At 36.6% G+C, this 24,246-nt stretch carries 22 protein-coding genes; all 22 read right to left on the bottom strand.

Annotated features, from left to right (window positions below):
- Window positions 1-25: 25 nt before the first annotated feature.
- The 22 genes from LKE46_RS16760 to rhaA all read right to left on the bottom strand — a co-directional run bounded on the left by LKE46_RS16760 (window position 26) and on the right by rhaA (window position 24,239).
- Complete coding sequence (locus LKE46_RS16760) at window positions 26-1,384, bottom strand: sn-glycerol-1-phosphate dehydrogenase (RefSeq protein WP_291725065.1); 1,359 nt, start codon at window positions 1,382-1,384, stop codon at window positions 26-28.
- Window positions 1,385-1,410: 26 nt separating this feature from the next.
- Window positions 1,411-2,103 carry an L-ribulose-5-phosphate 4-epimerase gene (gene araD / locus LKE46_RS16755; RefSeq protein WP_291725062.1) on the bottom strand — a complete coding sequence of 231 codons (693 nt, stop codon included), beginning with the start codon at window positions 2,101-2,103 and terminating at the stop codon, window positions 1,411-1,413.
- Window positions 2,104-2,137: 34 nt separating this feature from the next.
- Window positions 2,138-3,556 carry a PTS galactitol transporter subunit IIC gene (locus LKE46_RS16750; protein ID WP_291725059.1) on the bottom strand — a complete coding sequence of 473 codons (1,419 nt, stop codon included), beginning with the start codon at window positions 3,554-3,556 and terminating at the stop codon, window positions 2,138-2,140.
- A gap of 23 nt (window positions 3,557-3,579) precedes the next feature.
- Window positions 3,580-3,888, bottom strand: a complete 309-nt coding sequence (locus LKE46_RS16745) for a PTS fructose transporter subunit IIB (protein ID WP_291725057.1) — start codon at window positions 3,886-3,888, stop codon at window positions 3,580-3,582.
- Between the two features lie 53 nt (window positions 3,889-3,941).
- Window positions 3,942-4,391: a PTS sugar transporter subunit IIA gene (locus LKE46_RS16740; protein ID WP_291725054.1), complete on the bottom strand. Its 450-nt coding sequence runs from the start codon at window positions 4,389-4,391 to the stop codon at window positions 3,942-3,944.
- 34 nt (window positions 4,392-4,425) lie between these two features.
- Window positions 4,426-7,299 carry a sigma 54-interacting transcriptional regulator gene (locus tag LKE46_RS16735; RefSeq protein WP_291725051.1) on the bottom strand — a complete coding sequence of 958 codons (2,874 nt, stop codon included), beginning with the start codon at window positions 7,297-7,299 and terminating at the stop codon, window positions 4,426-4,428.
- A 231-nt stretch (window positions 7,300-7,530) separates the two neighbouring features.
- A complete protein-coding gene (locus LKE46_RS16730; protein ID WP_291725049.1) occupies window positions 7,531-8,577 on the bottom strand; it encodes an alcohol dehydrogenase catalytic domain-containing protein in 1,047 nt (348 codons plus the stop codon).
- Between the two features lie 37 nt (window positions 8,578-8,614).
- On the bottom strand, window positions 8,615-9,370 hold the full coding sequence (locus LKE46_RS16725; protein ID WP_291725046.1) for an SDR family NAD(P)-dependent oxidoreductase: 756 nt from the start codon (window positions 9,368-9,370) through the stop codon (window positions 8,615-8,617).
- Between the two features lie 27 nt (window positions 9,371-9,397).
- On the bottom strand, window positions 9,398-10,060 hold the full coding sequence (locus LKE46_RS16720) for a class II aldolase/adducin family protein (protein ID WP_291725043.1): 663 nt from the start codon (window positions 10,058-10,060) through the stop codon (window positions 9,398-9,400).
- A 26-nt stretch (window positions 10,061-10,086) separates the two neighbouring features.
- Window positions 10,087-11,127, bottom strand: coding sequence for an NAD(P)H-dependent glycerol-3-phosphate dehydrogenase (locus LKE46_RS16715; RefSeq protein WP_291725040.1), 1,041 nt, complete (start codon window positions 11,125-11,127; stop codon window positions 10,087-10,089).
- 17 nt (window positions 11,128-11,144) lie between these two features.
- Complete coding sequence (locus LKE46_RS16710; protein ID WP_291725037.1) at window positions 11,145-11,423, bottom strand: hypothetical protein; 279 nt, start codon at window positions 11,421-11,423, stop codon at window positions 11,145-11,147.
- Between the two features lie 26 nt (window positions 11,424-11,449).
- Complete coding sequence (locus LKE46_RS16705) at window positions 11,450-12,856, bottom strand: PTS galactitol transporter subunit IIC (protein ID WP_291725034.1); 1,407 nt, start codon at window positions 12,854-12,856, stop codon at window positions 11,450-11,452.
- A 42-nt stretch (window positions 12,857-12,898) separates the two neighbouring features.
- A complete protein-coding gene (locus tag LKE46_RS16700; RefSeq protein ID WP_291725031.1) occupies window positions 12,899-13,948 on the bottom strand; it encodes a zinc-dependent alcohol dehydrogenase in 1,050 nt (349 codons plus the stop codon).
- Between the two features lie 17 nt (window positions 13,949-13,965).
- On the bottom strand, window positions 13,966-14,265 hold the full coding sequence (locus LKE46_RS16695) for a PTS sugar transporter subunit IIB (protein ID WP_291725028.1): 300 nt from the start codon (window positions 14,263-14,265) through the stop codon (window positions 13,966-13,968).
- Between the two features lie 35 nt (window positions 14,266-14,300).
- Entirely contained in the window at window positions 14,301-14,786 is a 486-nt protein-coding gene (locus LKE46_RS16690) for a PTS sugar transporter subunit IIA (protein WP_291725026.1), read from the bottom strand.
- An 83-nt stretch (window positions 14,787-14,869) separates the two neighbouring features.
- Window positions 14,870-17,809: a sigma 54-interacting transcriptional regulator gene (locus LKE46_RS16685; RefSeq protein ID WP_291725022.1), complete on the bottom strand. Its 2,940-nt coding sequence runs from the start codon at window positions 17,807-17,809 to the stop codon at window positions 14,870-14,872.
- 191 nt (window positions 17,810-18,000) lie between these two features.
- Complete coding sequence (locus tag LKE46_RS16680) at window positions 18,001-19,002, bottom strand: AraC family transcriptional regulator (protein WP_291725019.1); 1,002 nt, start codon at window positions 19,000-19,002, stop codon at window positions 18,001-18,003.
- A gap of 203 nt (window positions 19,003-19,205) precedes the next feature.
- Window positions 19,206-20,468: an MFS transporter gene (locus tag LKE46_RS16675; RefSeq protein ID WP_291725016.1), complete on the bottom strand. Its 1,263-nt coding sequence runs from the start codon at window positions 20,466-20,468 to the stop codon at window positions 19,206-19,208.
- A 29-nt stretch (window positions 20,469-20,497) separates the two neighbouring features.
- Window positions 20,498-20,812 (bottom strand): L-rhamnose mutarotase, encoded by a 315-nt coding sequence (gene rhaM, locus LKE46_RS16670; protein ID WP_291725014.1) that lies wholly within the window; start codon window positions 20,810-20,812, stop codon window positions 20,498-20,500.
- A 154-nt stretch (window positions 20,813-20,966) separates the two neighbouring features.
- On the bottom strand, window positions 20,967-22,127 hold the full coding sequence (gene fucO / locus LKE46_RS16665; RefSeq protein ID WP_291725011.1) for a lactaldehyde reductase: 1,161 nt from the start codon (window positions 22,125-22,127) through the stop codon (window positions 20,967-20,969).
- A gap of 25 nt (window positions 22,128-22,152) precedes the next feature.
- The gene (rhaD, locus tag LKE46_RS16660; protein ID WP_291725008.1) at window positions 22,153-22,974 is read right to left on the bottom strand and encodes a rhamnulose-1-phosphate aldolase; all 822 of its coding nucleotides are present in this window, start codon (window positions 22,972-22,974) and stop codon (window positions 22,153-22,155) included.
- An 8-nt stretch (window positions 22,975-22,982) separates the two neighbouring features.
- On the bottom strand, window positions 22,983-24,239 hold the full coding sequence (rhaA, locus tag LKE46_RS16655) for an L-rhamnose isomerase (RefSeq protein ID WP_291725005.1): 1,257 nt from the start codon (window positions 24,237-24,239) through the stop codon (window positions 22,983-22,985).
- Between the last annotated feature and the right edge of the window lie 7 nt (window positions 24,240-24,246).

Here is a 24,246-nt window from a genome sequence, read left to right as displayed (position 1 = left end):
ATTCAAACTGTTTCTGAAACAGAATTCAATTGTAATAAATATCTGCTACACAGCCGCCTGCCTCATCCAGCTTGCCTATATCTTCAAGGAGTTGAAAGATGCCGTATCTCTTGCGCATGTCCTTTGCAGCAGCAAAACTTTTTATAAACAGTTCCCTGTCTATTCCTATATCCCGTGGATTCCATACGGCACCGCATTTTTTCAGGGTTCCGATTATATTTTCCGGCTCTGGAACGTTGACACTGCATATCTTTTTTATGTCCTCCCATTTCTCAAGTATCCTGTCCATTTGAGCCTTTCTCTTTTCGGGTTCAAAATTGATGCTGTCCTGTTTGAATTCAATGATGTTTTCGGCACTTCTTGTGAACACATCTTTTATATTCTGCGTCCACCTGTCTCTGTCAAGATGCAGGTAATCGCCTTTTTCAAGTACTTTATTGATGTCAATTCCTGCTGCATATTTGTATGCATAAGCCACAATTCCAACGCCCACACCTACGGTATTGCCGTGGGTCCACTTTTCTTCTTCACCCCTGTTCATAAAAATCATTTCATAACAGTGTGAAAGCTGATGTTCTCCGCCGGAGGCCGGCCTTGATGCACCCACCATACCAATGGCAATTCCAGACATAATCAGTGCATCCGTTATATTCTTCACAGTTTCAGCCCTCCTGCCTGTCAAGCCGGAGGCAGCCTCTTCACATTTTTTAAGAGAGGTCATGACCAGATTTTCCACCTCACTGCAGAGGTATTCTCCATTTAATACATTTGCAATGTGCCAGTCTGCAAGTGCAGTGTATTTGCCAAGTATATCTCCGAGTCCCGCCTGGAGCATCTGCATGGGTGCCTCTTTCATTATATCTGTGTCACCGATTATGGCCCTTGGATATGCTGCATCATAGGTAACCTTCACGCTGTCGCATATGAGAGGTGAAACTACTGAAGCATATCCGTCCATGGAGGGTGCCGTCCCAACAATTACATAGGGTATCCCCACCTTGTAGCTCAAAAATCTTGAAACATCGTTGATAACCCCTGAACCTACTGCAACAACAAGTTCCGTATCCTTCGGTATTTCAAAGAGCAGCCTTCCAAGGGCTGTCTCATCGGGTACCAGATGTTTATTGTCAAACAAATATCTGCTTACTTTGAACTCTTTCTTTAACAGCTCTTGGACTTTTCTCCCTGCCACTTCAAAGGTATGGACATCCTCTACAATAAATATTCTTCTTCCTTCATAATCCTTTATTATATTTGGGAGTTCATCTATGACACCACTGCCCACCTTTATATCATCTATTTCCACCCTGTGAGTCCTTCCACATGAACATTTGTACTCAAGTCCTGTCATTTCCTCTACACTGAAGCTTGCTAAATCCTTCATTTATTACCCTCCTTAAGAACATAATTTCATATATTTTGTCCATAATATGCATTTTTACCGTGTTTTCTAAAATAGTGCTTGTCAAGTATATAGCTATCTAACTTATCAAGTTGACTGTTGATATTTAAATTATAGTAGGCCATTTTACTTACTTCCTCAAGAACTACAGAATTATGAACTGCATCAGAAGCGTCTTTTCCCCATGTAAAAGGTCCATGTCCCCTTACAAGAACAGCTGGAATCTTATTTTCATTTTCATGCTCAAACGTTTCAACTATAACATTGCCTGTCTCTTTCTCATAATCATTTTCTACTTCAGCTTGAGTTAACTTTCTAGTACAGGGAACATCCCCGTAAAAGAAATCGGCATGAGTTGTTCCAAATGCCGGTATTCCAACACCTGCCTGTGCCATTATTGTAGCCCAGGTAGAATGTGTATGAACTACACCCCCTATATCCGGGAAACTATTATAAAGTACTAAATGTGTAGGTGTATCCGACGATGGTTTTAAACTTCCTTCAACTATATTACCCTTCAGATCCATGACTACCAAATCATCTCGTGAAAGTTTGTCATAGTCCACACCACTTGGTTTTATAACAAACAGTCCTGATTTTCTATCTATACCGCTTACATTTCCCCAGGTAAACTTTACAAGATTATACCGCGGCAGATCCAAATTTGCCTGAAGTACTTCATCTTTTAACTTTTCCAGCATTCTTACATATTCTCCTTTCTGAAATTTGCAAAACTTATGACTCCAATTTCTCTTCTACCTCTTCATTTTTGGCTGCAGTCCTTTCCAGATAGTCATATACAGCAACTTTATTCTTTTTAAACAAGACATACACTATCAAATATACAGCTATACAGATACCTATAAGCACAGGTGATTCTGTAAGAAATGCCATAAATATAAGACCGACCAGAGGTTTACCCAATATATTAAAACTGGTTATTAGAAGTGCCCCAACAGGTAATTTTACACCAACAGAGGCAGCTATTTGAGTAAATAATGAAGCCGTATGCGTACACATCAATAAGCCAATGGAAAACCATATAATTCCCGTAATCAATACTTTCAATATATTCCCATTTACAAGACACACTATACCTTCCACCATAAATGGTATTGCTACAAGATCCACTACAGGCAAAGTCTTGTTTCCAGGCAGAATCATAGCTATGACTACCATTATAGGTATTAAAACAATACCCGATATCAACGTAGCCGGCTCACCATACCCTGCTGCATCATTAACTCCAAGAAACCATTTACGGCCGTTTCCAGATTCACCTTTTACCGCCTTGCTTGCAGCCTGAGATATAGGAAGAAAAGCCTGGGCAAATATACCTGCAACCTTCGGAAATATAGCCATTATTGCGGCTGTAGCAACACCTGTTATTGCAATTTGTCCCCATCCTGCAACGGTACCTATTCGTGATATATTTCCCAGTATTCCAATTAGCAGACCGAGTATTAAGCCAAGTGAAACCGGTTCGCCCAGAAATCCCAGCTTCTTCTGCAATTCTTCCGGATTCAGTTTAACCTTGTTCAAACCAAGTTTATTAAGCAGCGGGTCCAATACTACCGCAAAAATCGCCGGCTCTATATTGTGAAGTGCTATTATCGTACAGTTAGGATATTTATAATAGTTTGACCACCTATTAGCCATGACTTCAGATATCAATAAACTAATCAAGTTCAAAAATATCATAAGTCCCAGGGCCAAAAACATATTTTTGGTGACTGCATAGGCCATGGACCCCCATACCATGTATGAGTAATTGTTCCACAGATCCGAGGGCTGAAATATATCCGTCCACTTTATCAAGAACAATCCTATCTGTAAAACCAGACCCAGGCACAGGAAAATCATTCCGACATTTGTCGAATAGGCAACCAATGCCGTAGCCTGCCACCCGACATCAAATACAGGAAGATCAATTCCTGTCCCCTTTACCATTTGTCTGACAACAGGTGTTATAATCGGCGTAAAAGAATTTATAAGCAGATTAAATCCTTCTAAGCCCACACCTACATATAAAGCTGAAAAAAATGACTTTTTTGTTGTAACCTTCAAAACCTTACATATAATGAATATTATTATAGGCACAAAAACCGGAGCACCAAATGTATCAAAAATATATTTTAGATCTTGTAAAAACATTTATATTCCCCCTGTAAAATTTTTTACTTGCTGTTCAACTTTTCTATTACTTTCATAACTTCCTCCAGAAACTCTTCTTCTCCAAAGCCTGTAAGAAATCCTACTGCATTTATAGTTGGTATGCCATAATCGGCTTTTGGCAACGGACTTGTATGAGTAATAAAATCAAATCCTCCTCCCTGTGCAAGATTAAGTGCCTCTGTTGGCTTGGCCTCAGTTGCAGTAATTCTAATACCTTTTTCCTCCATGGCATCCTTTAATTTTTCTGCAATCATAGATGAAGTTACAGTTCCTGAACCACATACCGACAAAACATTAAAAGCCTTTTTCATAATTAAAACCCCTTTTCATATAAATATTTATACTTAAGCTATATAAATTTGATCTATACAGCTATAAAGCTTAACAAGTCTATAACTTCTTTTTTATTTCTTGCTGATTTCAAATTTTTTAGCAGCTGTTCATTTTGGAAAACCGACATAAGGTTCTTTAGAAGCTTTATTTGAGAATTTGGATCTTTGACTGCCAGTAGAAACACTATATCTATATTCAATTTCTTTTCAGGATCTACCATCATACTGAATTGAACCGGATCTTTCAAAGTTGCTATACCTATACTGGATACATTGACATGTCCAGAATCCGTATGAGGAATTGCAACACATATATCTTTAGTATCAAGCCCGGTAGGCAGACTTTTCTCTCTTTCCAATACTGCATCTATATAATTATCTTTTACATAGTTCTTTGACAGCATAATTTTTCCTAACATGTTTATAACATCTTCCGATTTTTTTGCTTCTACATTTAATAAAATCAAATCTGGATCTAACATTTAACAATCACTCCTTAGTTACATAAATAATTATTTACTGTTTTAGTCCTTCCAGTATTATATTTTTAAAATCCACAGCATCCTTTGCTTCTTTTAATGTGTTTATAAAATTCATATTTAAAAACAACTTCAGAAGTCCAGTAACAATCCTTTTATCATTTACTTTCAACGCAGGAAGACATATGATCTGTGCTTTGCCTTTCCCCCAGTCAATAGGATCTTTAAGTTTGACAAACACAATTGACGATCTTATAACATGAGAGAAATCTCCATGTGGAAGCGCTACGCCTCCCTTTGAAAAAGTTGATGATATTTTTTCTCTCTGCAAAACACAATCAAGAAATTTCCTGTCTACATATCCTTTATTGACTAACAGTGAACAACCAAGCTCGATGGCTTTCCGCTTGTGTTCCACACAGGGTTCGAATAATATTAAATCTTCATTTATAACATTTGCAAGAATGTTTTTATTTTTTGATTCTAAAAACACATCAATTCTTTTAAGTTCTTCATTAAACAGATTGGGTTCGTATGGTATAAAATTTATACCGCTGATCTCAGGATTTATGGTTCCTACAACCGCAATTATTTTATAACTATTCTGAAGTTTCTTTATTTTTTCCGAAATCATTTCCTCCATAATTCCAATCTGAAATATTTTTACATCCCTGTACCTTTTTGAAAGTTGTTCACTTATATGTTTTGCCATTCCCTTTCCAGTGAGGCAAAGTGAAATTATTACCGGCGGTTTGTCATTTTCCTTTATATTCAATGGTAAAGGATAATATCCATATCTTGATTTGACCAAACTAAAATATATACTATCGAGATCATTTTCCGGTATGGATGCTTTTCTGACCGCTTCAAGCACTGTAAGCAGATCAACTCTATCAATAGTTCTGGTATCTATCCCAAGATTTTCACTTGCCATATTTCCCACATTTACGAGAGATCCCATATCCACAAGAAACAGTATGCCTTTTCCTTCATTTAACTTTTTTGATACTTGAAGGATTTTCTGATAGGTTACTGAAGGATTTTCAGTCAGGGGCATGTCAATTGCTACCGGAAAATTTATATTCAAAAGTTCTTTTACCACATTCACTATCTCAGTGGCTATTTTCCCATGTGATATAACTATTATCCCGACATGATTTTTAACAAGTTTGTCCTGTATTGCCGTCTTTATATACAATGCTATAAATCCGACTTCATCTTCAGGTATTGAAATATTTTTTACTTTTGCAAGTGATATGCTGAATTCCAAAGCTAATTCATACTCTTTACGAAGCTCCTCTTTTATTTTGGATAAATTCATATTTATTATGGGTTTTCTCAGTTTAAGCCTGTTTACAGTTTCCTGCAGATGTATACCTAAATACAGGAAAACATTTTCATTAAAATGACAATTGGAGTATTTTCCCTTCATTGCATTTCTCAGCTTTCTGATATTCTCCAATATATCCTTGTCCACAATTGTTGCCAGTTCATCCAGTGAAAAAATATTACCTTTATTGTCTGTAAATTGCAGTCTTTTAAATTGTTTGTTGATAAACTGCCACAATATTTTCTCTATATCTTTTAAATCCTTATGTGACTTCTTTAACTCATAATATTTCTGTTCTATCTGTCTATAAAAATCCTTTGGAAGCGAATATTCATCATTTTCTATATATCTTACAGATTTGAATTCATTATCCACAAAGGGAACAAACAACGTATCCCTAACATAATTTTTGGCCTGAATTATATTTGAATTTTCTATATTGATATCCTCGTAATCTCTGGTTATTTCAAAAATTTCACTGGTACCTATATTTATAATTTCATCAAATTTATTGATGTACTTCATGAATGCCCTGGCACAGGTGACTTGTATTTTACTCTTCAATTCACCAATATTTCCATTAAATTTTTCCACGGCAAATATCTCAATAACCTTTGCTTCGACAAAAATTTTCAAGTTTATTCTGTTACACTCCCGCTGGAAAAAATATTGTATGAGCTGAACCTTTTCCAGAACAGATCTTTGCTCCAATGCCGGTATTGTTATTATCATTGGTATACGCCTTCTAAACGTCAACAACAAATTGGATTGAATATCTTCAGTAGTTGCTCCTATCAACATTATGTTCACTTTTCTTTCTACATTCGTTTCACCCAATCTTCTGAATGTTCCTTTATCCAGTATCGAAAATAACATTTCCTGACCTTTTGGAGGGAGCCTGTGAATTTCATCTAAAAATAATATTCCATTATTTGCAGTTTCAACAATTCCTTCCTTATCATTGTCTGCCCCTGTAAATGCTCCCTTTTTGTAACCATATAATATGGAGAGCAGCAGCTGTGGATTATCTCCATAATCTGCACAATTGAAAACTACAAAAGGCAGATTACTTGTCAATGCACCTCTCTGTGATGCAAATTTATACATTGTTTCGGCAAATTGAGTCTTTCCTACACCACTTTCTCCAATAATCAAGGTGGGCAGTCCCAGAGGTGGGTACAATATTGCCGCCTTGGCTTGAGTTATACAGGTTTTTAAACTCCCATTATATCCAATCAAGTTTTGAAAAGGATCTGAATTCAATTCAATGGATCTATTGTCTGTTTTCTTTTCCTTCAACATTTCTTCAACTATATGTCTTGATATGTTGAATCCATAGCTCATGAGCTGTTTTGTAATATCTGAAATTGATATCATATCATTTCGGCTCAGTATCGTTTCAAGTGCATTTTCTAAATACGGTTTCCTCCTTTCTCTTGAATTAGGTATGTTAAGTTCTTTTCTTACAGCAGTAACATTTTCGCGCGTAGTAGATAGCATTTTTGCAAGTTTCATATCCGTATGCGGATCCTTCTTGTTTTCAACACTTATCAAGTCCAAAAGTCTGTCTGCCAAACTCATAACTTCACCCCTATCACTTTTATTAATCAGCAACTTTCATGCCATACAAAAAATTTAACTATTAATTCTCTTTAAAACATGTATACGCAAACGTTATCTATTATAATATATACTTTATTTAAAATCACAATACAATTTTAGAAATTCAATTAACATTTTGTATAACAAAAGAAGAGGCAAACATATTTCATTGCCTCTTCTTAAAAAATTAAACTTCCATATATAATATTTCTAAGGTTTTAGTACTACTTTTATTGCTTCTCCTGATCTTGTAAGCTCTATACCCTTTCTTATATCCTCCAGCGGCAGTTCATGAGTCACATATCTTCCTGCCTTCAATCTGTGGGAGGCTATAAGGGAAAAAGCCTTGCTGGCCTGCAAATTACTATATCCATAATGCCCGACCAATGACAATTGATTATAATGTACAATATTTGTATCAATTTCAGTCAGTTTTCCCTTTGGAACTCCTCCAAAGAATACAACCGTACCTGCCTTGCATGCCATTGATACCGCCTGCTTTTGTGCATCCGTTGACGGGCAGGCCACTATTACCTTTTCTGCTCCCCAGCCGCCTGTTATTTCTCTGACTCTGGAAACCGGGTCATCTTTACTTGAATTTATAAGATAATCGGCTCCAAATTCCTTTGCCATTTCAAGTCTGCTCTCAGACTGTTCAATTGCTATTACTGTTTTTGCCCCCCTTATTTTAGCCAGTTCGGTATGAAGGCTGCCTATCGGCCCCATTCCAATAATAGCTACAGTATCCCCCAAAGTTACATTCACATTTTCCTGGCAGGCATATACTGATGACAGCGGCTCGGTCATAACGGCTTCTTCATAGGAAAGATCATCCGGAATAAGCAGTGGAAGCCCCTTGCTTAATATCTTTTCAGTGAGAAGCATGTATTCTGCATAGTCTCCCTGTATCTGAGTACCAATGACAACGAGATCGTCACATAAACCGTCCAGGCCAAGTTTACAAGGCCTGCAATCATGGCAGGGTACAATTGGTGAAACAAATAGTCTGTCTCCATTTTTAAATTTGGCTACATTTTTTCCTGTTTCAACAACTTGTCCAGTTATCTCATGCCCGATTATCTGTGGATATTTCACTTTATAATGTCCAAAGGTAATTGTCCTCATGTCGGAACCGCACAGTCCTATAGCCTTGATACGGAGCAGCACATCATTGTCTCCACATATAGGTTTATCAACTTCCTTCAGTGAAATATCATCAGGTCCCTCGAGTACCAATGCTTTCATTTTTTCTGTCATTTTTTATTCCTCCTACAAAATTTTATTTTCGTTTAGATTATGAAAATGTTCTTCCTCCATCAGCGAGTATATACTGCCCAGATATAAAGCTACTATCTTCACAAGACAAAAATAACGCAATATTTGCTATATCCTCTGGTTCTCCAATTCTACCAATAGGTATCTTATCTATAAGTATCTTTCTTTTTTCTTGAGTAGGATATAATTTATTTAACAACTCTGTATTAATACTTCTTGGCGCTATAGAATTTACATTTATATTGTACCTAGACAGTTCATTTGCAAGTGCCCTTGTAAATCCAATCTGTCCAGCTTTAGACGTAGCATAATGAGCGCCCCCTCCAGTGCCTGTTAAAGCTGAACCTGACGAAATTATGACAATCTTTCCATATTTGCGTTTTATCATGTGCTGTCCAACTGCCTTGCATATCAAAAAACTTCCATTCAAATTTACATTTATAACTTTTGCCCATTCCTCATATGACATATCTATAAACCTGGTTCTCATGGATTGACCTGCACTATGAACAAGTATGTCAATTTTGTCCTCCTTTTTTATAATTTTATCTACTACTGAATCAACATTGTTTTTGTCGGTGATATCCATGTGAAGGTACCTTACATCAAGTCCCCTGTTTCTAAATTCAGTTTGAAGACCAATTCCCAAATTATCATTACGGGCCAGCATATACACGGAAGCTCCTTTTTCTGCAAAGGTTCGGGATGTGATCATTCCTATTCCCCTGCTTGCTCCAGTAACAAGCACTACCTTTCCACTAAATTTACCTTTCATCCCCACCACTTCCAAAATAATATTATTCTACTTGTTCATTTTTATCTGAGAAGGATACTTCCATCTTTGAATTTCTTCAACAGGAACTACCTTTGGTTCCTTTCCTCCATTTATTATAAGAGCTCTATAATATATTTCAGCAAGCTCTTCTACATAATGCGCCTTCAGGAGAGCTTCCTTCGGATCTTCATCCACCGTCAATACTCCATGGCTTTCAAGAAGTATTGCATCAGCTCTCTGTATAGGCTCTACTACACTGTTTGAAAGCTCGGTGGTACCAGGTGTGCCATAAGGCGCAACAGGAATTATTCCATCCTTCAGCTTAAGGTTTGCACACTCATAGACTATTGACGGTATTGATTTGCCAAGTACCGCAAATGCCGTTGCAAATTTGGAGTGTGTATGGATTACAGAATGCACATCTTTTCTTGTCCTGTATACTGCAATGTGCATCAGGAATTCACTTGTGGGTCTTACATTTGTCTCTATCTCAACTACACTTGCATTCATATCCACCACACATATGTCGTGATAACTCAATTCCTTTCTGTCCACACCTGTGGGTGTTACAACCACATATCCCGTTTTCCTGTCCCTTATGCTGAAATTTCCTGATTTATGCCTGCACAGCCCTGAGCTGTCCGCCTCTTTCGCTATCTCTACTAACTCCTTCTTTAATTTTTCCAACATAATTATCTTCCTCCATATCTAAAATATTATTGTAATAATTTAGTCATGACTTCATAGCCTGATTTATCTTTATAAAGTATTTCATATAAATTGTTGAGAAGTGGCATATCCTCAGCACTTAATTTTTGATCTATTTCCAACTGCTTTACTAGATCAAAGCCCAGCTTCACAGCCTGGCATCCTTCTACAGTTATGCCTTCATCATCCATCTTTTTCATAGCAGCTTTTCCGCTTAAACCTCCACCTATAGCTTCACCTATGACTCTGTTTCTACCTGCCTCACCTGTAAGTTCAAGATCTCCTATACCCGGGAGTCCAATAACAGATTCAGTATTTCCTCCAAGAGCTTCTACAAGTATCATCATTTCTTTTATAGCTGCAGTAAACAATGCTCCCTTTGCATTTTTATGAAAAAAGCCTGTTCTGTTTTTAAATCCTTCTGCTATTCCAAGGGATATCGCATATGCATTTTTCATTGCCGCACATATCTCAGTTCCAATTACATCATCATTCACTTGAACTCTATAATCTGTAGTATTTAGAATATTCTGCATATATTTGGCGCTTTCTATATTTTCGCTTGAATAAGTAACCCATGTAGGAGATTTCCATATAACCTCAATTGCTTTGCATGGTCCACCAACTGCTACAAATGAAATTTTATTTTTCATTTTATCAGGAAGAGCTTCTTTCATCATTTCCGGAAGTATTATTACTTTTCCTTTGCTATTCCTCTCAAAACCTTTTGATACACTTCCAACTATCATACTCTCATGCAAATATGGTATAACCCTCACGAAAATTTTTCTAAATGCATCTGATGTTATAGCCATTATCACAAGATCCGTATTTTCCATGGCCTTATCAAGCTGATTAACATAAAAAGTGTTTATTTCTGAAGGAAGCCTGCATTTATGTTTTGGATGCTTCATTCCATCTTTCAGATTATCGATTATTTTTTTGTCCAACTCCGTTCCCCATAGATTAACCGTATGTCCATTTTCAACCAATGGAACAGTTAAAGCACTACCCATCGCTCCTGCGCCTATTATAGTCACTTTTGCCATATTGATACATCTCTAATCTATTTTAAATATTTAATAATATCTTCACATGTTTTTTCCATACCTATTTTAGTGACAAATGCTGTACCCATAACGACAGGTTTATCTATTCTAGAACTATTGGGTCCTATTAATACAACAACACTAGGATCTAATGCTTGAATATCTGCTTTATACACATTGACTCCTTCGACTTCCACATCCAATCCTTTCTTTTTGCAATATTCCATTATATAATTTACAGCAAATTCCATTTTATGCTGTGACGTACCTGTTGCAACCACTATCTTTTTACTCATATATTTGTCCCTTCTTTCAGTAGAATTTATTTTTCAAGCTTCCCCTCTATCTTATTGAAATTGTCATCTAAATTGTATTGCTTTTTAATATCATTTCTAACCCAGAACCACATTCCTGCATAAGCGATTAAAGCAATTAATCCAACTAAAAACACAGGTAAATTTTTAATATCAAAAATCTTCAGCAGTATCCATAACGTAACATGACAGCTCATATCTATACCTGAAATCATAGTTGCTCCTTTAGGAAAAGCAAAACCTACCGCATGACCTAATGTCGTAGTAAGTGCACCTAAATTTGTTGCAATAAAGAATACTCCACACATGGTTATAATAGAATTAATCAATCCTCTGAATATATTTCCTTTGGTAGCTGCTACCGCCCAAATAACAGTAAACGGCAATGCAGCCAAATCTGCAAAAGGAAGCAATCTATTATAAGGCAATATAATTGATAATACTATAGTAATGGGTATCATTATAAGTGCAACAGCCATATTTGAAGGATTTCCTACAACAACTGCGGCATCTAATCCTATATAAACCTCCTTACCTGGAAATTTTTTGGATATGAATTCCCTTGCACCTTCCGATATAGGCATTAAACCCTCCATGAGCAGCCCTACCATCTTAGGCATTAAAACCATTACCGCAGCCATTTGAATTCCTAATGTCAATGTATTTGCCACATTATATCTTCCCAATGCCCCTAATATCAGTCCCAATATCAGCCCTATAGTCAGGGGTTCACCAAATACTCCCATTTTCTGCTCAATTATCTTTTCATTGATTACAACCTTGTTTAAAAGAGGAATCTTATCTTCAATTTTATTCAATGTATACATAATTGGAGCAAAGTTTACAGTTTCACCATGAGGCAATGATATACCTGGAAGTCCAAAATAGTGTTCAATAACAGGTGCCGTCCAATCCGCAAGTTTGAAAATAACAAATGTATTAATCAGGGCTACAACTATAGCCAAGACTATATTCTTATCAAAAGCATAGTAAACCATTGCACCTGGGAATATCAAATGCCAGTAGTTCCATATATCGACATCCATAGTCTTGGTCATATTAAAATAAAGCAGTATCATGTTGAATATGAAAATAGCTGGAATCAGCAAAGCTGCTATAGGTGTTGCAAATGTTATAGCCGCTCCCACAGGCCACCCTACATCTATTATGCTTAAATGTACGCCCAGATTTTTGACCAATGCCTGGGCTGCTGCTCCTACAGAATTAGTCAGCAATTGAATAACAAGATTAAGTCCGACAAATCCAATGCCTATGGTTACCCCTGACTTGAATGACTTTTTAAATCCTTGTCCTAAAATCAGCCCGAAGATAATCATTATAATCGGTAGCATTGTAGCTGCACCTAAATTTAATACCCAATTAACTCCCGTTTTAATTAGTTCTAAAAAATTCATATCTCCACCCCTTAATCATTATTTTATTATGAGTTTACAAATCTACCTGTCGAGTTCAGGCAATATGGCATATTTAATGCCTTCCTGCCTTCCAATGCTCTCAAGTGCATCTATGGTTTTTGAAAGAGGATATTCTCCCGTTATAAACATACTGCCGTCAATCTCCTTGGTTGCAAGAAGGTGCAGGGCCTGCTGTATATGATATGGTGTATGGTGATATACTGCCTTTATCTGTATTTCCTCGTAGTGGAATTTCTGGCAGTCAATTGTTATCTGTGATCCCTTTTTAGTTCCGCCGAAGGCCAGTACAAGTCCCCGAGGTCTTATCATGTTTATTGCATTTTCCCATGCCTGGGGGAAACCTGTAGCCTCAATTGCAACGTCCACACCTTTTCCTTCCTGTGAGAGTTTTCTTACTTTTTCTATATGTTCCGGTGAGGATGCATTTACCGTGTATACAGCCCCAAATTTCTTCGCCTGTTCAAGCCTGTAATCTGACAGATCTACAGAGATTACCCTTGCACCTTTCAAAGTGGCAAGCTTTACAAACATGAGGCCTATTGGACCGGCACCTATTACTGCTATGGTTTCACCAACTTTTATCGGGGTTCTATCTATACCATGGACGGCACATCCAAGTGGCTCTACAAGGGCGGCCTCCCTATAATCAAGTCCTTCAGGAATCTTGTAGTAGTTGTAATTGAGTATTCTCTCGGGAACCACAACGTATTCCGAAAAAGCTCCATTTAAATACTGAAGGTCCTCGCATAGGCTGAACATTCCTCTTTTGCAGAAATAACAGTGGTAGCAGGGCGCGGTATTTGCACCTACGACCCTGTCGCCAGGCTTAAATCCGGTAACGTTTTTACCGGCCTCGACAACATCACCTGCGAATTCATGTCCAAAGGTTGAAGGTGTTTTTGTAATTATAGTGGGATGTCCTCTTCTGTAGGTCTTGAGATCGGTACCACAGGTAAGGGCAGCTTTGACTTTTACCAGTATCTCGTTGTCTCCGGGAGTGGGTATGTCCACCTCTTCAAATCTTACATCTCCTGGTGCATAGAACATCTGTGCTTTCATTTTTCCTTTCATGCTTATTCCTCCTTGTTTTACTTATTTGTCAGATATACAACGATTTCATCTGTAAGCTTATCGATTCCTATTCCTGTCAGAAACGGCAGTCCTGCAAATTTTTTTACTCCCTTTGCAGCTTCATCATTTACAGGTGTAGTGTGAACTATTACATCTGGCTTGAACATGTCCACCTTTGAAGCCACTTCAATAGCTTTACATTCTGTAACATCAACATCCAGACCTTTTTTGATAAGCATTTCCTTGCATTTCTCTGCAGCTACGGTAGATGTAGCTACTCCAGTTCCACACACAGCCAAAATTTTAAATTTACTCATAATTACACACTCCCAACTATAAAATATTATTTTATTTAATTCTTACTTGTAAATACACTATTTATCAATGACACTAAGCTATCGATTTCATCCTCCCTGCATATCTTCTCAAGCAACTCACGATCCTGTATAATTTCCATCAATTTTTGAAGTAATGCCAATTGTGCATTTCCATCCTTCATGGCAAGCATGAATATTATTTTTACATCGACCTTGTCATCGCGTTCACCTCCCATCATGTTGAATTCAACTGTATTCTTCAAAGTTGCCACAGCTATCATTGGACTGTTTACGTGTTCGACATCAGTATGTGGAATGGCTACTCCACACCCTTCCGCCTGTAAGCCTGTCGGAAATACTTTCTCTCTTTTTAAAATACCTTGTATATACGATTTTTTTACATACCCTTCTTTACAAAGCCTATCTGCCATTTTCTTGAGCACTTCAATTTTGTCGGTATCTTCCAAATTTATCAATACAACTTTTTTATCTACTTTGAATTTTTCTAAATCAAAAACCATCTGGGAAAACCTCCTTAATCGTCATTCATTTTTCACCATTTTACTAAAGCAAATGCCATGCCAAAAGTAAGGCTGAAAATGTATTACCTTGAACTCAGCAAATCTATTAATTCCCTTTTATCCACTGTATTCTTGATTTTATTTAATATTTCTTTGTTTCTTATAATACTATAGAGCCCATCTATATAGGATTTTGAATCTTCATTCAGTGCCAGCATAAATGCAATTTTCACCTTACATTCCCTCTCCCACTCCACAGGCTTGTAAAGTATTGCTACAGCAATGGCAGGTTTAGTGGTATAAATTGATTCACCATGAGGTATTGCAATTCCTCCCTCCAAATAGGTATTACCTAGGGCTTCACGTTTGTAAACACTTAACATAAACTTATCGTTTACATAGCTGTTTTTTTCCAGAATTTCAACCAGACTGTCTATTACCTGATTCTTAGTATCAGCTTTAAGATTGACTACTACAAGATTTTCATCTAAAATTTCTCTTATGGGATTATATATAACCTTTTCACTATTTATAAGATTTCTCAATTTGCTTATTCCACTCTCTCCAAGAATCTCTTCCACAGAAATAAATGGGATATTCTCTATTTCAGGATTTATGCTTCCCACAAATGCTATTATGTCATTTGTCTCTCTTATCTTTCTTATTTTATCCTGGATGTCATTTTCGTCTATAAAACCCAACGGAATCAAATTTATGTCTTCGTCAAATGAAGAAATTACTTCCTGTATATAAGACTTTATTTTAATGGCAGTTCCCTTCCCGGTAATACACATGGTAATTATCGCTTTAGATAATTTTTTTCCATTTGGTATTCCCTGTACCCTGGCCACATATCTCTTATCTTCATCCAGATTATTGGCCACATCATCCAGGCCGCTGTTTAATATTATTGCCCTTCTCAATGCCTCCAGAACCATAACTGTATCAACTCTGCCTACAACTCTTGTCTGAATACCTGTCTTTTCCGTTACTATTTCACCAAAAGTTACAAGAGATCCCATATCGACAAGTATCAAACATCCTCTTCCCTCATCTATTCTCTCGACTAATTTTATAGTTTTATCCAGCACAGCTTTTGGACTTTCATTCAATGCCATCTCCACACCAACAGCATGATTCACTCCCAGAAGTTTATTTGCAACTTCCACCATTCCTCCAGCTACATGTCCATGTGTAATTACAATAATGCCGACTTTCCCTTTCCCAATAATCTCCTCGTTTGAAAATGTTTTTAGATACATTGCAATAAATGCTATTTCATCTTCTGGAATTATTATATGCAGATTATCATCAATTACACGTGACATCTTTTTTGCTATATTAAACTCTCTGGGATTGTTTTTAATTATGCTTTCAAGGTGAGGATTTTTTATGATCTTTTTATTGACAATTCTTTCATAAGTAGAACTTAAGTGTATTGCAAGCGAATAAAATAAATTACCCTTTATGTTTAGGTTTTCAGTCTGTGCTATAGAAATTGCCTGTTCTGTAGTTTTCATTATATCAACACCTACAATCTCTCTTAGTTCCTCCTTTGATATAGCCGTACCATGATTTATATTTTTAGCGAAATTTTCTAATTCTTCCTCAACTTCATTTCCAACTACGCCCTCTATTTCCGATTTCGAAAATCCTTTGTTTTCCAATTCATTGTATCTTTCCTCTATAAACTGATATATATTTTCCGTCATAACATATCTATCATTTATGGCATTTATTGTAGAAGTTTTATCTTCATTTATTACAAGATCTTTATTCAAAATATTATTTATCTCAGGTCCCCTTTTATCTACTCTTAAAAGTCCTGTTTTTACATAATTGGGAAAATCAGAAATAGTTATTATGACTTCATCTGTTTTAACCGCCATGCAATTTAAAAAACCTCTTGCACATCCTACCTGTATATCGCTCCTTATCTGTCCTATATTACCTGGACAATCATAAAACATAAGTGCTTTTATTGAATCAGTTTCTACAATAATCTTCTTTTGAAGCCTGTGCATTTCTTTCAAAAAAAACTCTTTTATTATATAATATCTTTCCATTATCGGTCTTTCTTCAAGTGAAGGCATTTCTATAACCATTGGGATTCTTCTTCTAAAGGTAATAAGAAGAGATGATTTCGGATTTTCTGTAGTAGCAGCAATAAGCATGACATTGGTTTTTCTAAGATTTTCAGTTTCACCCAGCCTTCTGTAGCTCCCCTTATCCAGTAGATTAAATAGTATCTCCTGTCCTTCATTTGGCAGCCTGTGAACCTCGTCCAAAAACAGTATTCCTCCATCTGCTTTTTCTACCAATCCTTCTTTTTGAGAATCTGCACCGGTAAAAGCACCTTTTTTATGTCCAAATAATTGAGATAGAAGCAATTGCGGATTATCAGCATAGTCGGCACAATTGAATATTACAAATGGGGCATCCTTTGTAAAGGTTCCCGATGCTACCGCAAAATTATACATGGCCTCGGCCATGTAACTTTTACCTACCCCCGATGGTCCCAATAAAAGTGTATGAAGACCATGTGGTGGGTACAGTATTGCCGCTTTTGCCTGATTTATCTGAAGCTTCAAGCTTCCATTTGATCCTATAAGTTCTTTGAAAAAATGGGGATCATGGACATCAAAACCCATATTATCACCAGTTTGTTTATCCATATTCTCTACATTTTCAACCATCATTTTATTGAATTCCTCGCTGTTTTTAACCTCATCTCTAAGCTGAGTCACGGTAAATCTAGATACGTTATATCCCATATCATTCAAGTAACCTGTTAATTTCCTGTCTGATATATTTTTATATCTTTTCAATAAGTGTAAAATATCCTTTAATATAAATGCTTTTCTTCTTTCTCTCGAATCGGGTATATTATTGGAAAGTCTTGCTTCAGTTACTTTTTCTCTTGTAGTATTTAATAATTTTGCAATTTTTTCGTCTGTAAGTGGATTTTTTTTATCTTCACCTCCTATTATTGAGAATATATCTCTTTTTTCATTATTATACAAAATAAGCACCCCCTGATTTTATTACTGCAATATTTATTCCAAACAGCGGCAGAATTTGTACCATATTATTATTATATATTCGGCTCCAATAATTTTAGCCGATTTTGTAGAAAATAAGTACAAAGGACTGTAAAAGATTAACCTTGGAGGTAATCCTTTACAGTCCTTTGTATAATATTACTGGATTTGATTTATAAGTTTTTTCTATACTCATCAGGAGTAATACCTGTATCTTCCTTAAATTGTTTGTAAAAATAGCTTAAATTTGAGTATCCAACTTTTGAAACGATATCAGATATTGATGTGTTTGAATTTTTAAGCAGATACTTGGCACGCTCTATCTTTATATTTTTTTGAAGTTCCTTGAATGTTTTTCCTGTAACTTTTTTAACCAGTTTTCCCATATAATCAGTACTATAATTGAAGTGTTCAGCTAAATCCTTGAGATTTGCATTTTTATAATCATTTCCTATATATTTCATAATTTCAACAGCTATGCTTGAATCTATCTTGTATACTACATTATGGGGCAGATATTTGTTATAGTCTCTCAGCAGTTCATTGAACAACAGTATCATATATGCCCTTATTGCAGTTTCCATACCATTTTTATTATCATGATATTCCATTAATATGCTGATCATAAAATTCCATACTTTTTTGTTTTTTGATGTTTTGAAATACAAAAACTGTTTGAATTTATTTTTTTCATACAATGATTTGACAATAAAATTTGACATCAAATCATTATCTGCAATTTGGTGCATGAATACCCAGTCAAAAAACTCCTTTTTTATAAGTACATTTATGGCTATGTCATCTTCTCCCGACTCTTCAATACTATGCTCCACATTCATATCCATAATTAAAATTTCACCTTTTTTTATTTCAATGGACTTGTCATCAACAGTCTGTCTTATACTTCCAGAATAAACAAAGACCAGTTCAAGATAATCATGCTTATGCTTGTTGAATTTAACAAATCTGTCATGCTTACGGATGGATATATCCTCTGAGTTTTTCATAAGCTTTTCATTGTTTATAACCCAGCTGTTCTTTATAATCCTGTTTGAAAAATGCCTTTCCAGCTCCATATCATAGCTTTTATCTTTTTTAAATCCCGATAATTTTTTCAGTTTTTCTTCACTGGGACTCATTTCCCTGAGCTTTTTATCCAAATCCCTAATATTCATGTGCATCACCTTCTCTAAAGGTATATTTATTTATATTAATCGGTGTTTTTTATTTGATCTTTAATATGTTAATTGGCATACCATGATCACCTCCATGCATATTTCTCGTAATAAATTCTCTATAACATGGTCGGGCACAGTATGCCATACTTAATTTTTATTTTATAGAAATAATACTTCTATATTTACAACTAAACAGATTATTAATAGTCATTCCCATATCTTTGCTTTTCTATTTCGTAAACACTCATTCCCCTTGTTTCAGGCGTATATATAAGTCCTATAACTAACTGAATGGCCAAAACTGCTACAAGGAATAATCCTGTCTTTTGGAAACCAAGCGCCGTCAACATAGTAGGGAAAACCAAAGAAATTATTCCAACTCCGGCACGTACCAGGAAAAATATGATTCCCTGTGCCTTGCCTCTATACTGCGTTTTAAAGAGTTCCACACTCCAAAGAGCGAAAAAGCACTGTGCACTAAAGCCTGCTGAAATTCCCCACAACATATCAAAGATTATAAGTGAAACCAATCCTACAGGTGCAAAGACAAGAACAAGCCATGCCGCAACTTCCATAACACATCCTACTGCAAATACTGCCTTACGATTCCATACATCTCCCTTTCTTATGAATACCAGATAAGTAAACAAAATCGTCATAAACCATATAATTGCATTTAAACCATTGGATTGTAGATTGTTCAAGTTACCTATTTTAGTAAAGATGAATGGTAAGAAATATCCCTGTAATCCAGCAACCAGGTTCCACAAAGTGTAAATCCCTGCGGAGAGAATAAATGCATGCCTGTTTGCCTTAATTGTAAATATCTCACTAGTTGGAGCCTTTACAAAGTCCTCTGCCTTTTCCTTTTCTTTCTGCTCCTCCCATATTTTTGATTCCTGAATCTGCTGCTGCAGAATCCACGTAATCAATGCTATGACAAACAACATTCCAAACATGATTCTATTTCCTAAAAGTCCCAATCTATTTAAAAAAATGGATAGAACAAATATAGTCATAGGAGCAAATCCCCAGGAAAATTGGCCCCATCCAATGTTTGCGCAACGTTTTCCCGCTGGAGCCTGTTCTCCCAGATAGCTCCATGATGCAGGAACTACCGCACCTACTGCTATACCTGTGATGATATAACCTGCTAAAAGCATAGGAAAATTAAATGATAACGCTATAAGTGCAACACCAAGCATATAAAACAATAAATCATACCTATAAATAAATTTTCTTCCATACTTATCAGCTAAAGGACCGCCTATCAATGCTCCAAGTGCTGCACCAAAACCATTGGCACTAACTGCTCCAAGAAGTCCCAAAGCCATATCGTCCAAATTCAGAAAGCTCATCCACAATGTCAATCCACTTGCACCTGCTACAATTGCACCTGCATCCAGGAAATTCGACATTGAAACCGTCAAAGTTTCTTTAAAATTACCTTGTTTATCAGACATTTGAATTCCTCCAATCTTTTATATGTTCATCAATCCATATGAAATACTTCTTTTAAATCCACTGATACAGGACTATTGTCTGGATTCGTTTGCATTATGTCCTTCATATAGGCCCACCACTTTTGACAAATTTCTGTTTCTGCACTCTTGTTCCACTTTTCTTCATCCTCTATTTCCAGATATCCAAATAAAGTATTAGTTTCCTTGTCTAAAAATATTGAATAATTTTTTCCTCCATATTCATGTATCATATCAACCATCTCAGGCCAAATTTCACTGTGCCTTTTTTGATATTCATCATGGAAACCTTCATAAACCTTCATTACAATTCCTTTTCTAATCATTTTATCCCTCCTAAATTTCATTTTATAAAAATACATATATACGATTTCAACATATACAAAATACAATTATGTAAATTGTACTGTAGATGATTCAGTATTCTGCATCACTGAATGATGCAGAATAACAAAACCATGAATTAACAAATCAAATCATTTATTTGAAGGCTTTCTTGTATATGTCAAGAATTTCAGTTTCAGAAGTATCCCTCGGGTTTCCAGGTGTACATACATCCTTGAAGGCAATTTCCGAAAGTCTTGGAAGATCCTCCTCTTTTGCTCCAATTTCAGATAGCGTCTGTGGAATTCCTATCTTCTTTGATAAATTCCTGACTGCATCAACTGCTGCCTTTCTGTACTCGTCAGCACTCATTCCATCTACATCTTCAACCCCCATCTGGCGGGCTATCTCTCTGTATTTCTCTCCAGTTGAAGGTGCATTATATTCCATTACATACGGAAGAAGAAGGGCATTTGCAACTCCATGCGGTGTGTCGTAGAATGCACCGAGTGAATGTGCCATGGAATGAACTATTCCAAGTCCTACATTTGAAAATCCCATACCTGCAATATACTGGGCAACTCCCATTGCCTCTCTCGCCTCCATGTTCTTTGGTTCGAAAACTGCAGTTTCAAGATTCTTTGATATAAGTTCTATTGCTTTTAGTTCAAACATGTTGGTAAGTTCCCATGCTCCTTTTGTCGTATATCCTTCTATTGCATGGGTAAGTGCATCCATACCCGTTGATGCCGTAAGTCCCTTTGGCATTGAAGCCATCATTTCAGGATCGATTACTGCCATTATTGGAATGTCTTTCGGATCGACGCATACCATCTTCTTGGTAGCTTCTTCATCAGTTATTACATAGTTGATTGTAACTTCTGCAGCTGTTCCCGCCGTAGTCGGCACTGCAATTATAGGAACGGACTTGTTCTTTGTTTCTGCTTCCCCCTCAAGGGATTTTACATCTGAAAATTCCGGATTGTTTGTTATTATTCCCACTGCTTTCGAGGTATCTATGGAAGATCCTCCACCTATTGCTATAATAAAATCCGCACCCGACTGGGCATAATTTTTAACTCCTGTAAGTACATTTTCTATTGTAGGGTTCGGTTTTACATTGTCATAGATCTCATAAGGTATTCCCGCTTCATCGAGCTTCTTCGTTACATTTTGTGCTACATTGAATTTGATCAGATCCTTGTCTGTAACGACAAATGCCTTCTTGAACTGTCTTTTTTTTACTTCCTCCGGAATTATGCTTATGGCTCCCTTGCCAAAATAGGAAGTTTCATTAAGAACTATACGATTTATCATCTGCAATCTCTCCTTGTCAAATCAATTATTCATATAAGAATTTTTCAGGCAGGGTAACTTTGAATTCTTTTGCAAGATCTCTGAAGTTATCTGCTGTTATAGTCTGTTTCTTTCCACCCATGGACAGTACTTTTACAAGAATTTCAGCTGATTTTTCTGCCGTGTCCATAAGTCCGAAGGCAAGATCCAGCGTCTCTCCCGAGACAAAAGTTCCATGATGTGCCCATATTACTACATCAAATTCTCTCATAAGCTTGCTGGTTTCCTTTGCAATGGCTGCTCCTCCCGGTACCATCCACGGTACAACTCCAACTCCTGATGGAAATACTACAGGACATTCCGTTGCCATCTCCCAGAGCTGCCTCGTAAATACCTTGCTGTCAAGGGGCAGAACAAAGGTAAGCGCAATCAGGTTGGTAGTATGCGAGTGATATATGACCCTGTTTCTGCCTGCTGTAACTTCTTTTTTAACCGAATGGCTCATGAGATGTGATGGAAACTCACTGGTAGGATTTGCTCCATTTAAAAGTCCCCATACTATCTTGTAGTTCTCACCTTTTTCATCTATCTTCACCACACCTATATTGGCTTCAGGATCAAGTTTTATATTTCTCATGTATTTTCCGCTGCCGGTTACAAGAAAATATTCATTTGCAAGATTCGGAACTGAGACTCCTATTGGCTTGAACTCTGAACTTTCGTCAAGTTCCCCTCTTATGCCGTCTACATCGTCTTCTGCTATCCTGTAGCTCAGGTTGCCGCCGTTTCGCTCGTGCCATCCCTTGAGCCAGGCATCATAGGTTATCTTTATATAGTCCTTTACAAATTCCGCTTCTTCTACTTTCACTTTTATCACTACTCCCTTTTTGATAATTCCTCTTTTTCATATTTTTTTACTTCATCAAGCCATTTTTCTTTTACAGGAACATCGTTTATCTCACAATAGTAATCCCATACGGCACCAAACGGATATGTTTTGAATTCCTCCAGCAGGGCAAGTCTGTCAGTATAGTTCTCTTCATTCTGGAGTTCCTTCAATTTTTCATTCGGCAGAAGCATTGCATTCAAAAGCGCCTTTATCATGTTCCTCGTACCGATAACCCATGCCGCTACCCTGTTGATGCTCGCATCAAAGAAATCAAGACCTATTATTACTCTGTCAAGTGCATTATTCCTTACTATTTCCTTTGCAAGCTCTTTAAGTTCATCATCCAGAATTATAACGTGGTCACTGTCCCAACGAACCGGTCTGCTTACATGAAGGGCAACTTTGTCTGAAAACAGAAGCATTGATGAAATTTTGTCCGATACTACCTCTGTTGGATGATAATGTCCTGTATCCATCAGGCACAACACATCATTTTTTGCTGCATAATTGAGATAGAACTCACTGGAACCAACTGTGTATGATTCAGCACCTATTCCAAAAACTTTTGATTCCACAGAATCCAAATTATATTTTTTATCTATCTTTTCTTTAAATATTTCATCCAAAGAGTCTTTCAGACGCTGTCTTGGTCCGAGCCTGTCACTTGGAATGTCCTTATAACCATCTGGTATCCAAAGGTTTGTCAGACAAGTCTTTCCAAGTTCCTTTCCAAAATACTCTCCAATCTTTCTTGAAGCAATACAATGTCTTATCCAAAAATCACGAATCTCTTTATCGGGATTGGAAAGTGTAAGTCCATCTTTTGCTTTGTCATGAGAAAATATTGTAGGATTGAAATCCAAGCCCAGGTCATTTTTCTTTGCCCAGGATACCCAATTTTCAAAATGCTCAGGTTTTATTTCATCTCTTTCTACAAATTTTCCAGCAGTTTCAGCATATATGGCATGAAGATTTACCTTGTGTTTCCCTGGAATAAGACTTAATGCTTTATCCAGATCTTTTCTAAGCTCCTCTGGATTTCTTGCCTTTCCAGGATAATTTCCCGTAGCAGCAATTCCTCCAGACAGTTCCTTCTGATCCACCTCAAATCCTGCAATATCATCACCCTGCCAACAGTGTATGGATATTCTAACTTTTTTAAGTTCTTCCAAAGCCTTGTCGACATCTATTCCCCATCTTTCATATTCCTTTTTTGCCAATTCATATTTTTCTTTAACACTCATTTGCTTT

The organism is Clostridium sp. (assembly GCF_022482905.1).
GTDB lineage: Bacteria > Bacillota > Clostridia > Clostridiales > Clostridiaceae > Clostridium_B.
This window is presented reverse-complemented; position numbering and strand designations above follow the sequence as displayed.